Raw genomic sequence first — 16,090 nt, forward strand, 5'->3', positions numbered from 1 at the left:
CCACGTTCCCGGAGACCCTGCTCCCATGACCGACAAGCCCGATCCCGCAAAGGATGCTGGCCGGACCGATAGTCCTGGCGGAAAGCGTCCGCATGCGACGCTCGAACTCAAAGCGACGGAGGTGCGAGACCCCGCATCGACCGCCGGCGCGAGCGCGTCGGCCGCGGCGGGATCGACGACCTCCAGCGCAACCGGCGACGCGGGCAAACCGTCAGGCGCTTCCTCAGGCCCGACGGCAAGCTCGACCGTTCCGCCCGTGACGCCGCCGTCCGGAACAGACAAAGACAAGGACAAAGCCGGTGCGGCCTCGGCCGCCAAGGCCGCCGCATCCGGCCCGGCCGGGAAATCCACGGCGACGCCTCCTCCTCCGGCCGGCACCGCGAAGCCTGCACCGGCAGGCGGCGGCGGGTTCTTCTCGCATCTGGCTGCGGGCGTGATCGGCGGCGGGCTCGTTTATGCGGGCGCGGCGTTCCTCGGGCCGGGCTGGCTTCCGGTCGCATCGAACGCAACCGTCTCGCAATTGAAGGACCGGATCGCATCGCTCGAAGCGGCGCAGCCGGCCGGCGACATCGCAGTCCTCACCTCGAAGGTGTCTGACGCGGAAAGCCGCCTAGCCGACGTTCAGGCGCTGAAGGACACGCTCGCCACGCTCAAGGCCGAGCAGGAGAAGCTGGCCGCAGCCACGCAGGCCCACGAAGAAGCAAACAGCGGAGGCAGGCTCTCCAAGCTCGAAGAGCGGCTCGCGATGATTGCCTCCAGCGCTGCGCAGAGCGAGGGACGCGTGCCGCAGCTTGCGGCCATCACGGGCAAGATTTCCGACCTCGAAACGACGCTCACGGCGCAGCTCGGCGAGTTGCGCAAGAGCCTGCCCACTGAAATCGATCAGCGCCTCGCATCGACGGCGGAGGCGAGCGAAGCCGCCAAGGCCGCCGCGACGCGTCTCGACCGCGAGCTCGGTCAGTTGCGCACCGATCAGGCGCGCGGCGCTCAGCGCGACGAAGGCGCCAAGTCCGAAATGGACCGCCTCACGGCAGCCGTTGCGGCCGTGAAGGAAGAGGCGGGCCGGCTGACCGGCGACGTCAGCGAGTTGCGCAGCTCCATTGCGACGCAGCTCAAATCCGTCTCGCGACCGGCCGACGTGACGGCCGCCATCAATCCGGTGTCGACCAAGCTCGCCGAACTCGAACAGAATGTGCAGGGCGTCGTCAAAAGCGAGCAGAGCCGCAAGCAGAATGCCGAGCGGATCGTGCTCTCGCTCGAACTGTCCAACCTGAAACGCGCGCTCGATCGCGGGCAGGGCCAGGGCTATGCCGCCGAGCTTGCGGAAGTGCGCAACGCGTCCGCCGGGCGTCTCGATCTCGCGCCGCTCGAGCGCTACTCGCAGTCCGGCGTCACGACGGTGCCCGAACTCAAGACGGAATTCCGGCCGGTGATGAATGCCGTCATCGACGCCGATCTCGATCCCGTCGACGGGTCCGTGATCGACCGCCTGCTGGCGGGTGCAAAATCCGTCGTGCGCGTGCGCAAGGTCAGCCACGAGGCGGGCGACAACAGCACCGAAGCCATCGTGGCGCGCATCGAGACCGCGCTCAACGAGAACCGGCTGGGCGATGTCGTGGCGCAGGCGAAGGCGCTGCCGCCTCGCGCGCAGGCGCCGATCGAAGACTGGCTGAGCAAGGTTTCGGCGCGCCATGCCGTCGATCAGGCCATCGCCACCATCGAGGGCCAGCTCAAGGCATCGCTTGCGGGTGCGGCCGAGCCGGCTCCGGCCGGCGGCGCTGCTCCTCCCGCTGCTGCTCCTCCGGCCGCCGCCGCACCACCTGCCGCTCCGGTTCCGCCGGCGGCTCCCGCGCCCAACTGAGAGGATCGCGCCTATGACGCGTCTCGTTCTGTTTCTTCTCGGTGTGATCGCGCTGGCGACCGGACTGGCCTGGCTCGCGGACCGGCCGGGTTCGCTGCTGGTGGTCTGGCAAGGCTATGAGATCGAAACCAGCGTGTTCCGTGCCGTCGTGATCTTCGCGGCGTTCCTCGGCGTGGCGCTGTTCGTCTGGTCGCTGCTGGGCCAGGTCTGGTCGAGCCCTGCGGCTGTCAGCCATTTCCTGCGGCGCAGGCGGCAACGGCGCGGTCTCGACGCGCTCTCCAGCGGTATGATCGCGATCGGCGCGGGCGACCGTTCCATGGCGACGCGCTATGCCTTGCAGGCGCGCAAGTCGCTTCCCAACGAGCCGCTGACGCATCTCCTGCGGGCGCAGGCGGCACAGCTTTCCGGCGACAAGGCCACGGCGCGGCGCATTTTCGAAGCCATGCTGGCCTCGCCCGACACGGAGCAGCTCGGCCTGCGCGGCCTGTTCCTCGAAGCGGGCCGCGAGAACGAGCGCGAGGCGCAGCGGCAGTTCGCGGAGCGCGCGCTGAAGCTCAATCCCAAGCTGTCGTGGCCGGTCGAAGCGCTGTTCGAGCTGCAATGCCAGTCCGGCGACTGGGAGGGCGCGCTGCAGACGCTGACGCTCGCGAAGCGTCATGGTCATATCGAACGGCCCGTGGCCGACCGCCGCCGCGCCGTGCTGCTGGCTGGACAGGCCCAGGCGCTCGAGGAGGAGGATCCCGAGCGCGCGCTCACGCTGGCCATCGAGGCGCACGGGCTCGCCCCGTCGCTCATTCCCGCGGCCGCCATCGCAGGCCGGCTGCTGGCCGCACGCGGTAACACACCGCGCGCCGCCAAGATCATCCAGAAGACGTGGGTCAAGTCTCCGCATCCCGAACTGGCGACGGCCTATGCCTACGCCCGGATCGGCGACAGCCCGCGCGATCGCCTCGACCGCGCCAAGCAGCTCTTCTCGCTCAACCCGCATTCGATCGAAAGCTCGATTGCCGTCGCGCTCGCCGCCATCGAGGCGCACGACTACGACGAGGCGCGCCGCATTCTGCAGCCCTACACCGAGCAGGGTCTGACGCGGCGCGTGGCCGCCCTGCTGGCGCGCATCGAAGCCGAGGACAGCGGCGACAAGGGGCGGGCGCGCGAATGGCTCGCACGCGCCGTCAGCGCGCCGCGCGATGCGGCCTGGACTGCCGACGGCGTCACCTCCGACCGCTGGTCGCCGATCTCCCCGGTCACGGGCGTGCTCGACGCGTTCGAGTGGCGCGTGCCGGTCGAAGACTTCGACGGCGGGGACGACCGCATTCTCGGCGCGGGCCTCACGGAGCTGATGACAGGTCCCGATTCCGAGACCGTGATCGGCGCCGACACGGTGATCATCGAAAGCGGCAACGTCACGCCGTCCGCCCCTCGCGCGACGACGCCCGAGCCGGATGACAGCGCCGACGAGCCTGCCGACCGCAGCCCCGCTCCGGCGCCCGCCCAGGACGCGACTGCCAAACCGGCGGCCCCTGCCGCAGCGCCGCCCGCACCTGCCGCCGCCGCGTCGCAACCGGCGGAAGCTGCCGCCAAACCCGGCCGCGCGCCGTCCGCACCGTCTTCATCGGCTGCGGCGAAGACCGCGCGCACTGCGGCCCCCGAGCGATCTGCGATTTTCACCTCGCCCCGGCCGCCGGACGATCCGGGCCTCGATGAGGATGGACTTGTTTCAGAGGGCAATGGTTTGAGGACGGCGACGTCCGGGACGCGAAGCTGAGCATCCGGCTCAGCCGCGCACCCTAAGCGTGGTCAACACCGTCTTTGGATCGTTAGTCTTCAAGCGATTTCCGGGGCTTGATGACGTGCGACGGCATGGTTCATCTGTCATTCGACCAAGGACGACGTTGTCGGCCTTCATTGCTTTGCCCATAATGAACCTAGAAAAAAATACTCCCGGGAGGACTAATAATGACGGAAAAGACGTATCCCGTTTCCCCTGAGTGGGCCAAACGTGCGTGGCTCGACGATCAGGCGTACCAGGCGCTCTACGAACAATCCGTCAAAGACCCCGATGCATTCTGGGGCGAAAACGGCCAGCGCCTCGACTGGAGCAAGCCGTACACGAAGGTCAAGAACACCAACTTCGGCCCCGGCGACGTTTCGATCAATTGGTTCGAAGACGGCGAGCTCAATGTGTCGGTGAACTGCATCGACCGTCACCTCGAAACGCGCGGCGATCAGGTCGCCATCATCTGGGAAGGCGATGACCCGACCGAAGACAAGACGATCACCTATCGCCAACTGCATGAGGAAGTCTGCAAGTTTGCGAACGTGCTCAAGGCGCATGGCGTCAAGAAGGGCGACCGCGTCACCATCTATCTGCCGATGATTCCGGAAGCGGCCTACGCGATGCTCGCCTCGGCTCGTCTCGGCGCCATCCATTCGATCGTGTTTGCCGGCTTCTCTCCGGATAGCCTTGCGGGACGCATCGAAGACGCCGGCTCGAAGTTCATCATCACGGCCGATGAAGGTCTGCGCGGCGGAAAGGCCGTGCCGCTCAAGAAGAACGCGGACGAAGCGCTCAAGAAGTGCGCCAAGGGCGACGAGAAGATGCTGGTCGTGCGCCGCACGGGCAATCCTGTCGCCTGGACGGCGGGGCGCGACATGTGGCTCCACGACGAGATCGCAAAGGTCGACGCCGACTGCCCGGCCGTTCCCGTCAACTCGGAGCATCCGCTGTTCATCCTCTACACGTCCGGCTCGACGGGCAAGCCGAAGGGCGTGGTGCACACCACGGGCGGGTATCTCCTGTTTGCGGCCATGACGCATCAGTACGTGTTCGACTACCACCCGGGCGACGTCTACTGGTGCACGGCTGACGTGGGCTGGGTGACGGGCCACAGCTACATCGTCTACGGGCCGCTCGCGAACGGCGCGACGACCATCATGTTCGAGGGCGTGCCGACGTATCCGACGGCGTCGCGCTTCTGGAACGTGGTCGACAAGTGGAAGGTCAACACGTTCTACACCGCGCCGACCGCCATCCGCTCTCTCATGGGCGCCGGCGACGACCTCGTGAAGAGCACGGACCGCTCGTCGCTGCGTCTGCTCGGCAGCGTGGGCGAGCCCATCAATCCGGAAGCCTGGGAGTGGTATCACCGCGTCGTCGGCGAGCACCGCTGCCCGATCGTCGACACCTGGTGGCAGACCGAGACCGGCGGCATCCTGATCACGCCGCTGCCGGGTGCCACGGCCCTCAAGCCCGGCTCGGCGACGCGTCCGTTCTTCGGCGTGCAGCCTGCGCTGGTCGACGACAAGGGCGCGACGATCGAGGGCGCGGATCAGGGCAACCTGGTTATCCTCGACAGCTGGCCGGGACAGGCCCGCACGCTGTTCGGCGATCACGAGCGCTTCGTGCAGACCTACTTCAGCACCTACCCCGGCACCTACTTCACCGGTGACGGCTGCCGTCGCGACGAGGACGACTACTACTGGATCACGGGCCGCGTGGACGACGTGATCAACGTCTCCGGCCATCGCATGGGCACGGCGGAAGTCGAGAGCGCGCTGGTCAGCCACCCGAAGGTCGCGGAAGCGGCCGTGGTCGGCTATCCGCACGACATCAAGGGCCAGGGCATCTACTGCTACATCACGCTCAATGCGGGCGAGCAGCCGTCGGATGCGCTGCGCAAGGAGCTCGTGCAGCACGTGCGCCGCGAGATCGGACCGATTGCATCGCCCGATGCGGTGCAGTTCGCGCCGGGTCTTCCGAAGACGCGCTCGGGCAAGATCATGCGCCGCATCCTGCGCAAGATCGCCGAAGACGAGTTCGGCAGCCTCGGCGATACGTCGACGCTAGCGGATCCGACGGTGGTCGACGACCTGATCGAGAACCGCCAGAACCGCAAGGCTGGCTGACGCGCTTCATCTTCAAGGAAAAGAAATGGCCGCCTGTCCCTTCGGACGGCGGCCATTTTTATTACCCACACCGGTCTCCGCAAGTTCGCCGTCTCGTTAGCGCACCCCGGCTGCAACGTGTTCTGGGCCCCGGCCTTCGCCGGGGTGACGTTGGTGGGTGTGTGGCTGTCGCGCAAACAACGACCTGCCTGCCTTTCCCCCGCTGCGCGATGGATCCTGGGCACAAGGCCTAGGATGACAGAGGGCGGGGCCGCGGCGGCGCGGCGTTGTACGGAGCTAGGCAAGCCCGCGCTTCTTGAGGAGGCCCTCGATCTCGGGTGGGCGGCCGCGGAAGGCCACGTAGGCGTCGAGCGCGTCCTGACGATTGCCGGCGGCGTAGATAAACGTCTTGAGCTTGTTCGCCGTCTTGCGATCGAAAATGTTGCCCGTCTCCTCGAAGGCCGCGAACGCATCGGCGTCCATCACCTCCGACCACAGGTAGCTGTAATACCCCGCCGCGTAGCCGCCGATGATGTGCTGGAAATGCGGAATGCGATGACGCGGCGTGATCTCGGCCGGCATGCCGATGCGCGCCAGCACCTCGCTCTCGAAGGCATCCACGTCGAGGCCGGACGTGTCGGCGAGCGAATGCAGCTCAAGATCGAGAAGCGTCGAAGCCGTGTACTCGACCGTCTGGAAGCCCTGGTTGAACGTGCGAGCGGCCTCGAGCTGCTTCAGGATCCGTTCCGGCATCGGCTTGCCCGTCTTCTCGTGCAGCGCGAATTTCTTCAGCACCTCCGGACGCGACAGCCAGTGCTCGTATAGCTGCGACGGCAGCTCGACGAAGTCGTGCAGCACGTTGGTCATGGCGAGCGACGGGTAGGTGACATCCGAGAGCAGGCCGTGCAGCCCGTGGCCCAGCTCATGGAAGAGCGTGCGGGCATCGTCGAAGGACAACAGCGTCGGCGCACCGGGCGCGCCCTGCGCGACGCTCATGACGTTGACGACGATGGGGCGAACGTTGTTGCCGCCAAGCTTGTGCTGGCCGCGATAGGACGACATCCAGGCACCCGAGCGCTTCGAGGGCCGCGCGTAGTAGTCGCCGTAGAAGACGCCGACGTGCTCGCCCGCCTTCGTGCGGACTTCCCACGCGCGCACGTCCGGATGGTAGACCGGCGCGTTCGGCGCCGGTTCGAAGACCAGGCCGAACAGGCGGCCGGCCGTATCGAATGCGGCGGCAAGCACATTATCGAGGGTGAGATAGGAGCGCACCTCGGCTTCGTCGAGCTCATAGCGCGCCTTGCGCTCCTTCTCGGCGTAGTAGCGCCAGTCCCAGGCCGCGATCTTGAAGTTCTCGCCTTCTGCGCGGGCGCGCTTTTCGAGCGCATCGCGTTCGGCTCGCGCGCTGCGGAGCGCTGCAGGCCAGACCTTGTCGAGCAGCTTGCGGACCTCGGCGGGGGTCTTGGCCATCGTGTCGTCGAGCACGTAGGCGGCGTAGGTGTCGTAGCCGATCAGGCGGGCCAGCTCGCTGCGGAGCGCCATCATGCGGACGACGGTCTTGCGATTGTCCGTCTTGCCGCCGTTCTCGCCGCGCTTGATCCATGCCTTCCACGCGTCCTCGCGCAGGTCGCGGCGGGCCGAGAACTGCAGGAACGGCTCGACGCTGGAGCGCGCGAGCGTGATGGCGTGGCTGCCGGGCCTGCCGAGCTGGACGGCCGCCTGGGCTGCGGCATCGCGAACCGAGGCGGGCAGGCCGTCGAGGTCGGTGTCGCCATCCAGCATCATGTGCCAGGCCTGCTCGTCGGCCAGCACGTTCTGCGAGAACGCCGTGCCGAGGGTCGCGAGCTCGGTGTTGATTTCAGAAATCCGCTTGCGCGCCTTGGCGTCGAGGGCGGCGCCGGCGCGGACGTAGCCCGTGTAGGTGCGCTCAAGCAGACGCAGCGCTTCGGCGTCGAGGCCCAGCTCGTCGCGGCGCGCGTAGAGATCGGCGATGCGCTGGAAGAGACGGCGGTTCAGCAGCACCGCACTCTGGTGCTGAGCGAGCTTCGGGGCGATGTCGCGCTCGATGGCCTGCAGCGCATCGTTCGTGTCGGCGCCGGACAGGTTGAAGAAGACGTTGGCGACCTTGATCAGCAGCGCGCCGCTCTTTTCGAGTGCGACGATGGTGTTGGCGAACGACGGCTTGGCGTCGCGGGTGGCGATCTCCGCAATTTCGCGCTTGTGCGCCTTGAGAGCCTGGGAAAACGCCGGGCCGAAGTGGGCCGGCTTGATGGACGCGAACGGCGGCGCCTTGAAGGGTCCGCGCCACGGCGCGAGGAGGGGGTTGGCACTTGCGGCCTTGGGTGCCTTCTTGGTCTTCGTGGCCGTCTTCTTCGCGATCGTCTTCTTCGCGGTCTTCATTCGCTTTGCCCTCGCATGTGCACGAGTCATGTCGTGCTGCCGTGACCGATACCTGAAGGTAGGGCCACGCGCAAAAAAACAAAGAGCCGGTTGGGGGAACCGGCTCTTCTAGGAGACAAGGAGAAGATGAGGGCATTGGCCCGCTCGGCAGTCCGTTCTCAACCGGACAGGGGGGCTCGGGGTTCCAGTCAGTCAGGACCACCGAGCGGGGATCAATGATGTGAGAGTGCCTGCGATTCTTGGCGCCCGCAGGGCCGAGGCACGACGGCATTCCGGCGGGGCCAAGGAATTTCTGTGCGCGGCCTGCCGCGCGGTCGCCGCGCCCGTGGGGGCGCGCTCACTCATGGAGGAAGGCCTAGAAGGCGAAAGGCCCGGTCCAGGGAGATCTAGCTCGGAAGGGGGCTTGGGATCGGTTCCGAGGCTGGGGATTGGACCGGGCCTGATGCGCAGACTACCGGGCAATGGGGCCGTCCCAGGGACGCTTTGTGGCAGGCATGTGAAAAAGGCGCGCCATGCGTCTTGAAAAAATTGGAGGGCGGCGCGATCATCCTTATGAAACCGTCGAGGAGGACGCATTGAGCGAATCCGATCCCATACGTTTTCGCCCGCGCGACGCGGGCAGCCATTCGCGCAATCCAACGTCGCTTTCTTCCGTCATCGGACACCCCGCACATAGCAGCTCGCCGGTCGTGGCGTTCAACCGCGCTGAGCTGGAGGCGATCCTCGACGTGTACGCGCGCAAGGTCGCGGCCGGGGAGTGGCGGGACTACGCGCTCGAGATGGGGCGGGAGAAGGCGGTGTTCGCCATCTTTCAGCGCGCGAGCGAGTATCCGCTGTTTCGGGTCGAGAAATGCCCGCGGCTGGCGCGACGGCAGGGCGCCTACAGCGTCGTGCTGCGAAGCGGGGCGGTGCTGAAGCGTGGCCACGAGCTGGCGCGCGTGCTGGCGGCCTGCGAAAGCGTAAAGCTCGCGGGGCGCTAGGCTGGAGGCGACGCCTCCAGGCGCGCAGGCACGTCGCTTTGGCTTGGCACAAAAGGAAAGGGCCCCGCCTTGCGGCGGAGCCCCGTTTCGTCAGTCAGACGTTCGGTCGTTACTCGCGGTTGCCCATCAGCGACAGCAAGTTCACGAAGAGACCCACGAAGTCCTGGTAGAGCGAGAGCGCGCCGAAGATCGAGGCCTTGGCGGCGGCTTCCGCGTTGCCGGCCACTTCGAAGTAGGTGTCCTTGATGCGCTGCGTGTCATAGGCCGTGAGGCCGGCGAACACGAGCACGCCGATCACCGAGATCGCGAACTGGATGGCGCTCGACTGCATGAAGATGTTCACGAGGCTGGCGATGATGACGCCGATGAGGCCCATGAACAGGAACGAACCCCAGCCGGAGATGTCCTTCTTCGTGGTGTAGCCCCAGATGCTGAGGCTCGCGAAGGTGGCTGCCGTGATGAAGAACACGTTCGCAACCGACGAGCCGGTGAAGACCAGCAAAATCGACGACAGCGACGCGCCAACCAGCGCGGCGTAGATCCAGAACGAGGTCTGTGCGGCGCCGACGCTCATGCTGTTCGCCTTAAAGGCGAAGAAGAACACGAACGCGATCGGCGCGAGGAAGAACACCCACTTGAGCGGGCTTGCGAAGATCGCGACGCCGAACGACGTCAGCATCTTGCCGTTCGCCAACGTTGCCGCGGCGGAGCCGGGGTCGGTCGTCACGGCCATGGAGTAGATGAGGTAGGAGACGATGCCCGTCAGTGCGACGCCGGCCGCCATGTAGTTGTAAACGCCCAGCATGTATGCGCGCAGACCCGCGTCCACATCGGCGCGGCCGACGGTCGTCGGGTGCGAGTATCTGCTGTCAAACTGTGCCATCGTGATCGAGTCCCCTTAAAGACTTCTAGCGCAAACTCAATTTGCCCCAGCGCATATCGGAACGAATTTGCTCCCTTTCAAGAGAGATCGACCGCCCGTGCGCCAGACGCTTGAAATTTATATAAGACAATTCGGTCAGAAAGTTAATGCGCGACTTCTCGTAAATCGCCGGTCAACACTGACGTATACTTACCTATGGCAGTTTGACTTGGCTTGCGGCGGTTAGACTTTGCCGAAGTCTCGGCGATCGGCCCTTTACTGGCATCTGTCGGCTAGGCTGTCCGCAGCGCCTGGGCGGGCTTGGTCCGCAAAACCGACCACGTGCCGAACGCGCCGAACAGCAGCACCAGTCCCACCGCCACGCCGAGCGCCATCAGCACCGCCCCGAGGCTGAACGAGAACGGGATGTGCATGATCTCCGTGACGGCGATCCAGGCCGCGAACGCGCCGAGCCCGACCGCGAACAGCGCCGAGATCACCGCCAGCAGCAGATACTCGACGAGGTGCGTCGTCAGCACACGCCGGCGGGTCGCCCCCAGCACCTTTAGCACCACGGCATCGAGAATGCGCCGCCGCTGGGCGGTGGCGAGCGCGCCGGCCAGAACCAGCGCCCCGGCCAGCAGCGTCACCGTGCCGGCGGCGCGCACGGCCACCATGACCTTGGACAGAATGGCCGTCGCCGCTTCGAGCGCGTCACGCACACGGATCACCGTGACCGACGGGAAGGCCTTGCCGATGGCGCGGCCGAGCTGGGCTTCCGCGGCGACGGCCGTGCCCTCGGGCAGGCTGACAGTGGCGAGCAGGTTGTGCGGCGCGTTCTCGAGGGTGTTGGCCGAAAAGACCATGACGAAGTTCAATGTCAGGCTTTCCCACTTCACCTCGCGCAAGTTGGCGATGCGGGCCGTAACGTTGCGGCCCAGCACGTTGACCGTCACCATGTCTCCAATCTTGAGGCCGAGATGTCCGGCGAGGTCGCGCTCGAACGAGATCAGCGGCTCGCCGCGGTAGCCTACCGGCCACCACTCGCCTTCAACCAGCGTCGAGCCTTCGGGAATCGTATCGGAATAGGTGAGGCCGCGATCGCCGTTGAGCACCCATTGCGCTTCCGGCGGCACCTTGAACTCCTCCGCCTTGCGGCCCCGCATCTCGACGAGGCGGCCGCGCAGCATCGGGGCTTCCACGACGTGCGCGCCAGGCACCTCGCGTTCGACGATGCCGACCAGCGCAGCCGCGTCCGACTTGGGGACGTCGAGCAGGAAGTGGCTCGGCGCCTTTTCGGGTAACCGGCTTGTCAGCTCCCTGGTCAGCGACGCATCGGCGAGCGCGACGGCGACGAGCAGCGACAGGCCCGCGCCGAGCGAAATCACCACCGACCGCGTCAAGCCGCCCGGGGCGCCGAGATTGCCGATGGCGAGCGCCAGCTCGGGCCACTTGGGACGCGGCACGCGCCGTGCGATCCAGGTCACGGCGTAGCCGAGCGCGGTAAAGACGGCGAACACCAGCACGAGCGCGCCACAGAAGTAGAGCGCGATGCGCGTCGATTCCGACATCATCAGCACGAAACCGAGCAGCGTGGCGGCGATGGCCGCCGTGAGCACGATGATGGACGTGCGCGGCCAGACCCGCTCCGGGGCGACCTCATCGCGAAACAGCACGCTCGGCTTGATCAATTCGGCACGGCCGAGCGGCCAGAGCGTAAACAGCAGCGCGACGAGCACGCCGTAGGTTGCGCTGATCAGCGCGGTCATGGGCGAAAACGCGTATTCGGCCTGGATCGGGAGCTGGTCGCCGTAGGCGGCGATCAGAATGCGCGGCGCCGTGAGGCCCACGGCCAATCCGACCGCCACGCCAATGAGGGTGATGACGACCACCTGGACCAGGAAGATCCAGAGCACCGTGCGGCTCGGCGCGCCGACGGTCTTCATCGTGGCGATGACGTCGCGGCGGCGGTCGATGAACGTTGCCACGGCGCTCGCGATGCCGACGCCGCCGACGAGAAGAGCTGCAAGGCCGAGGAAGGTCAGGAACTGACGCAGCCGGTCGAGCGTGCGCGACACCTGGGGCGAAGGATTGCGCCGGTCGGCGATGACGAAGCCGGACGGCTCCAGCTCCCGCTTCGCCAGCTCGCGAAACGCGCCGACGTCTTCCGGTACGGCGCCGGTGGGCTCCGGGCGCTTTAGCGCGTAGCGCCAGCGCACGAGGGCGCCCGGCTGGATCAGGCCGGTTTTTTCGAGGTTCACGATCGAGAGAAACACGCGCGGGCCGTAGGTGAGCCGGTCGGCTACGGAATCGGGCTCGCTCTCCAGCTCGGCGCGGACGGTGAAATCTACCTGGCCGATACGGATTTTGTCGCCGATGCCGAGGCCGAGCTGGCTCAACAGAACGGGATCGGCCACGACGCCGGGGTCGCCGGGAGCATCGATCGCCTCATGGAAGGACGCGCCTTTCGCCTCCACACGTCCGGCCAGCGGATAGGCCGCGTCGACACCCTTGAGCTCGATCAACGCCTGCTGCTCGCCGTCGATGCTGCGCGCCATCGTGCGCAGGGTGGCGGCTTCGCTCACGGTGCCCTTGCCGGCCAGCCATTGCCGTTCGGCATCGGTGGCGCGGGTGTGCATGCGCGCAAACGCCAGATCGCCGCCGAGAAGAACCTCGCCCTGGCGCTCGAAGCCGTCGCGCAAGGCATCCGACAGGGAGCCGACGGTCGCGATGACGGCCACGCCGAGCGCGACGCAGGCCATAAAAATGTAGAAGCCGCCAAAGCCCGAGCGCAGATCGCGCAACGCAATCGAAACAAGGCGCGCGGGCGAAAGGCCCGTCCGCTTGTGCGGCTCGCCGGTAAAGGGTCCTGCCATGGCCGTCATGCTGCCACCACGGACTGCTCGTCTGCCACGATGCGGCCGTCGGCCATGCGGATCGTGCGTTCGCATTGCTGGGCGAGGCGCTCGTCGTGCGTGACGAGGACGAGCGTGGCGCCGGACTTGCGCTTCATCCCGAACAGGAGATCGACGACGGTGCGTCCCGTCTGGCCGTCGAGATTGCCGGTGGGTTCGTCGGCGAGCAGAAGCTTGGGCCGCGGCGCGAGGGCGCGGGCGAGCGCGACGCGCTGCTGCTCGCCGCCGGAAAGTTGCGCCGGGAAGTGGTCGAGGCGGAGCCCGAGGCCAACGTCGGCCAGCAGGTCGCGCGCGCGGAATCGCGCGTCGGCAACGCCGGAAAACTCCAGCGGCAACGCCACGTTCTCAAGCGCCGTCATGGTCGGGATGAGATGGAACGACTGAAACACAATGCCGATATCCTCGCCGCGCGCCAGCGCGAGCTGGTCCTCGTCCAGAGCATTGAAATCGCGCCCGGCAACATGCACATGCCCATTGGTGGCGCGCTCCAATCCCGCGAGGATCATGAGCAACGAGGTTTTTCCCGACCCGGATGGGCCGACGATGGCAAGCGACTGGCCACGCGCAATATCGAGCGAAATCCCCTTGAGGATCTCGACGAGACCGGCTCTGCTGGCGAGGTTGAGCCGAACGTCGGCAAGGCTGATGATTGGCTGGGACGTCGGCTGGGACAAGGCGTGGGGCTCCATCTGTCGCAAATGCGTCGGCATCCGAATTGTCCGGGTGCGGGATCGGCGCGTGCTGCGGCGCGCATCGCTTCAACCCGGGCTCAAACCCGAACGGAAACAAGCTCGCCGAGTGTTACGGCGTCGTGAGGCAAAAAAATGAAGGCAAAGCAAAGCGCTCCAACTCTCGCAGGTCAGATGGTGCGGTTGCTCGCATTGTTCAACCTTTGGCTGGCGATCGTGGTGGCGCTCTCGGCGCAGGCCGCAGCGCTCGACTCCAGCGACGCCGCGCCGATCCGGATCGTGGCCTTTGGCGATAGCCTGACGGCGGGATACCGGCTCAAGCCGAGCGAGGCGTTCCCGGTCCAGCTCGCCGCGGCCCTGAAGGCCAAAGGCTACAACGTCGACGTGGCCAACGCGGGCGTCTCTGGCGATACGACCGCGGCCGGGCTTGCGCGCCTCGACTGGTCCGTGCCCGACGGCACCGAAGCTGTGATCCTCGAGCTTGGCGCCAACGATGCCTTGCGCGGCATCGCGCCGAACGTGACGCGCACCAACCTCGATGCGATCGTGAAAAAGCTCCGCGAGCGCAAGATCGAGGTGCTGGTCGCCGGCATGAAAGCGCCCAAAAACCTCGGAGACGACTACGAACGGCAATTCGAGCCGATCTTCGTCGATCTGGCCGAGCAATACGGCGCGCTGCGCTACCCGTTTTTTCTCGACGGCGTGGTCCTCGACGCCAAACTCAACCTAGATGACGGCATGCATCCGACGGGCGAGGGCGTCGGCGTCATCGTTTCGCGCATCCTGCCCACGGTCGAGCAATTGATCGAACGCGTGCGCGCGAAGCGCCCCGTGTTGGCGACCCCCTAGCTGAACGGTTCACAAATGCCCCGCCTGTTCACCGCCATCGCGCTGCCCGAGCAACTGGCCGACTATCTGGCCGACCTCGCCATGCCGCTCGCGGGCGCGCGGTGGGTCGAGCCGCAAGACATGCACATCACGTTGCGTTTCGCGGGCGATATCGACAATCCGACTGCCAACGAGTTTCACGCGTCTCTCGCGACCATCGACGAGCCGGCGTTCACATTGCGGCTGTCCGGGTTTGGCGCGTTCGGAGGGCAGCAGCCGCGCACACTGTGGGCGGGCGTCGAGGATAGCCCGTGGCTCGAAGGGCTGGCGCGCGCCAACGAGCGGGCGGCGCGCGTGGCGGGCCTCAAACAAGACAAGCACGGCTTCAAGCCGCATGTGACGCTGGCGCGCCTGCGCGGAACGCGGCCCGAGGCGGTCGCGCGCGTGCTGCAGGAGCTTGGCGCCTATCGCAGCAAGCCGTTTTCTGTCGAGAGCTTCGGGCTCTATTCGTCGCGGCCGAAGGTGGGCGGCGGGCCGTACGTGATCGAGGACAGCTTCAGCTTGCGCGGCGGATCGGCCGATGCGTCCGATTGGGCCGACGAGCGCAGCAGGTGACGCGCCGAAATCGCAGGACCTGGCGGACGCGAGCTAGCGCCGGATGATCAGGCTGGCATCCGACACGCGAATGCGGCGCTCGGTGATGCGGTTCGATGCGCCGGCCCGCAGTGCGCGCACGAGGCGGGGCTGCACTTCCGCCTGCCGCACGAGGCGGACCTTCACGCGCTCCGTGGCGCGAACCTTTGCACGCACGACCAGCTCGCGCGCGGCGGCCTTGCGGACACTCGCGGTTTCGATGCGCTGGCCCGTTGCCCCGGCCAGCACCTCGGGCGACCGGCCGGTGACGAGATCCGCGCCCGTCAGAGCGCGCCCCCGCGCCCGTGTTTCCTGCACAGCTGTGGCGAGCGCTGCCACCTGCGCCCCGCTTACGGGATCGCCGCTCCGGGCCGCCTGCTCGGCCGCGTAGAGACGGTGGCGCTCGGCGGAGGCTTCCGTCCACGGATTCGGCGAGCAGGTGCACTGGGCGTCATAGGAGACGCGGTGCTTGAAGGCGGTCGCGAGCGACGCATAGGGCTTGCCGTCGAGGCTGGTCATCGTTTCCGGCGCGCCGCCGCTGTTCTTGTAGACGAACAGCATGGCGGGCGAACCGCACGTCGCGCGGCACGTCTCTTCGTCGCGCTGGAATTCGCCCGGCTGGGCGGCCGCGCTGATCGGGAAGTAGAAGCCGTCGCAGAGACGGACGCAGAGCGTGCGATAGCCGCCGTTGAGATCACGCAGCTTGGGCTTGCGGCTGGCGCACGCGGTGCCGTCCCTGCCGCAGCGCGCCTTGCGCTTGGCGGTCTTCTGCACGGCGAGGTGCACTTTCGCCTTGCGGCGGCCGTTTTCCTCCGGGCGATCGTAGGTGCCGGAGATGACATCAGACAGGCTCATGGCCGAGCCGAGCACGGCTGAGCCCGCAGGCGCTGGCGCCTCATCGCCACCCCAAAGGATGAACGAGGCGAGGCCGATGACAGCGAGGATCGACAGACGAAGAAACACGGTACGCAATCCTGCCCGGTGAAACGCACTCGAATTAACCACGCGAGGGCTTCGCGCCCTTGCCTTCGTCG

The 16,090-nt window shown here is 66.8% G+C and carries 11 protein-coding genes; 6 read left to right on the forward strand and 5 right to left on the reverse strand.

From position 1 onward, the window contains the following. The first annotated feature begins 25 nt into the window (after window positions 1-25). From K2Y42_RS12795 to acs, 3 genes are all read left to right on the forward strand, one after another. On the forward strand, window positions 26-1,861 hold the full coding sequence (locus K2Y42_RS12795; RefSeq protein WP_291153002.1) for a hypothetical protein: 1,836 nt from the start codon (window positions 26-28) through the stop codon (window positions 1,859-1,861). 13 nt (window positions 1,862-1,874) lie between these two features. Beyond that, window positions 1,875-3,629: a heme biosynthesis HemY N-terminal domain-containing protein gene (locus K2Y42_RS12800; RefSeq protein WP_291153004.1), complete on the forward strand. Its 1,755-nt coding sequence runs from the start codon at window positions 1,875-1,877 to the stop codon at window positions 3,627-3,629. A 191-nt stretch (window positions 3,630-3,820) separates the two neighbouring features. Beyond that, window positions 3,821-5,770 carry an acetate--CoA ligase gene (gene acs, locus K2Y42_RS12805; protein ID WP_291153007.1) on the forward strand — a complete coding sequence of 650 codons (1,950 nt, stop codon included), beginning with the start codon at window positions 3,821-3,823 and terminating at the stop codon, window positions 5,768-5,770. 276 nt (window positions 5,771-6,046) lie between these two features. Here acs and K2Y42_RS12810 read toward each other — a convergent pair whose 3' ends face one another. Continuing rightward, a complete protein-coding gene (locus tag K2Y42_RS12810) occupies window positions 6,047-8,149 on the reverse strand; it encodes a M3 family metallopeptidase (protein WP_291153010.1) in 2,103 nt (700 codons plus the stop codon). 575 nt (window positions 8,150-8,724) lie between these two features. Here K2Y42_RS12810 and K2Y42_RS12815 point away from each other — a divergent pair. Beyond that, complete coding sequence (locus K2Y42_RS12815) at window positions 8,725-9,129, forward strand: DUF2794 domain-containing protein (RefSeq protein WP_291154043.1); 405 nt, start codon at window positions 8,725-8,727, stop codon at window positions 9,127-9,129. A gap of 109 nt (window positions 9,130-9,238) precedes the next feature. Here the strand turns inward: K2Y42_RS12815 and K2Y42_RS12820 are convergent, their stop codons facing one another. The 3 genes from K2Y42_RS12820 to K2Y42_RS12830 all read right to left on the reverse strand — a co-directional run bounded on the left by K2Y42_RS12820 (window position 9,239) and on the right by K2Y42_RS12830 (window position 13,595). Then, window positions 9,239-10,012 (reverse strand): Bax inhibitor-1/YccA family protein, encoded by a 774-nt coding sequence (locus K2Y42_RS12820; RefSeq protein WP_291153012.1) that lies wholly within the window; start codon window positions 10,010-10,012, stop codon window positions 9,239-9,241. A gap of 272 nt (window positions 10,013-10,284) precedes the next feature. After that, window positions 10,285-12,867: an FtsX-like permease family protein gene (locus K2Y42_RS12825; protein WP_291153014.1), complete on the reverse strand. Its 2,583-nt coding sequence runs from the start codon at window positions 12,865-12,867 to the stop codon at window positions 10,285-10,287. A 5-nt stretch (window positions 12,868-12,872) separates the two neighbouring features. Further along, a complete protein-coding gene (locus tag K2Y42_RS12830) occupies window positions 12,873-13,595 on the reverse strand; it encodes an ABC transporter ATP-binding protein (protein ID WP_291154045.1) in 723 nt (240 codons plus the stop codon). A 135-nt stretch (window positions 13,596-13,730) separates the two neighbouring features. On the opposite strand from K2Y42_RS12830, the gene K2Y42_RS12835 reads away from it, so the two are divergent. Beyond that, a complete protein-coding gene (locus K2Y42_RS12835; protein ID WP_291153017.1) occupies window positions 13,731-14,444 on the forward strand; it encodes an arylesterase in 714 nt (237 codons plus the stop codon). A gap of 15 nt (window positions 14,445-14,459) precedes the next feature. Further along, window positions 14,460-15,038: an RNA 2',3'-cyclic phosphodiesterase gene (gene thpR, locus K2Y42_RS12840; protein ID WP_291153020.1), complete on the forward strand. Its 579-nt coding sequence runs from the start codon at window positions 14,460-14,462 to the stop codon at window positions 15,036-15,038. A gap of 33 nt (window positions 15,039-15,071) precedes the next feature. Here thpR and K2Y42_RS12845 read toward each other — a convergent pair whose 3' ends face one another. Then, window positions 15,072-16,019, reverse strand: coding sequence for a DUF2865 domain-containing protein (locus K2Y42_RS12845; RefSeq protein ID WP_291153023.1), 948 nt, complete (start codon window positions 16,017-16,019; stop codon window positions 15,072-15,074). Window positions 16,020-16,090 lie beyond the last annotated feature (71 nt).

Origin of the sequence: Hyphomicrobium sp. (genome assembly GCF_019744875.1) — a bacterium.
Classification (GTDB): domain Bacteria; phylum Pseudomonadota; class Alphaproteobacteria; order Rhizobiales; family Hyphomicrobiaceae; genus Hyphomicrobium_C.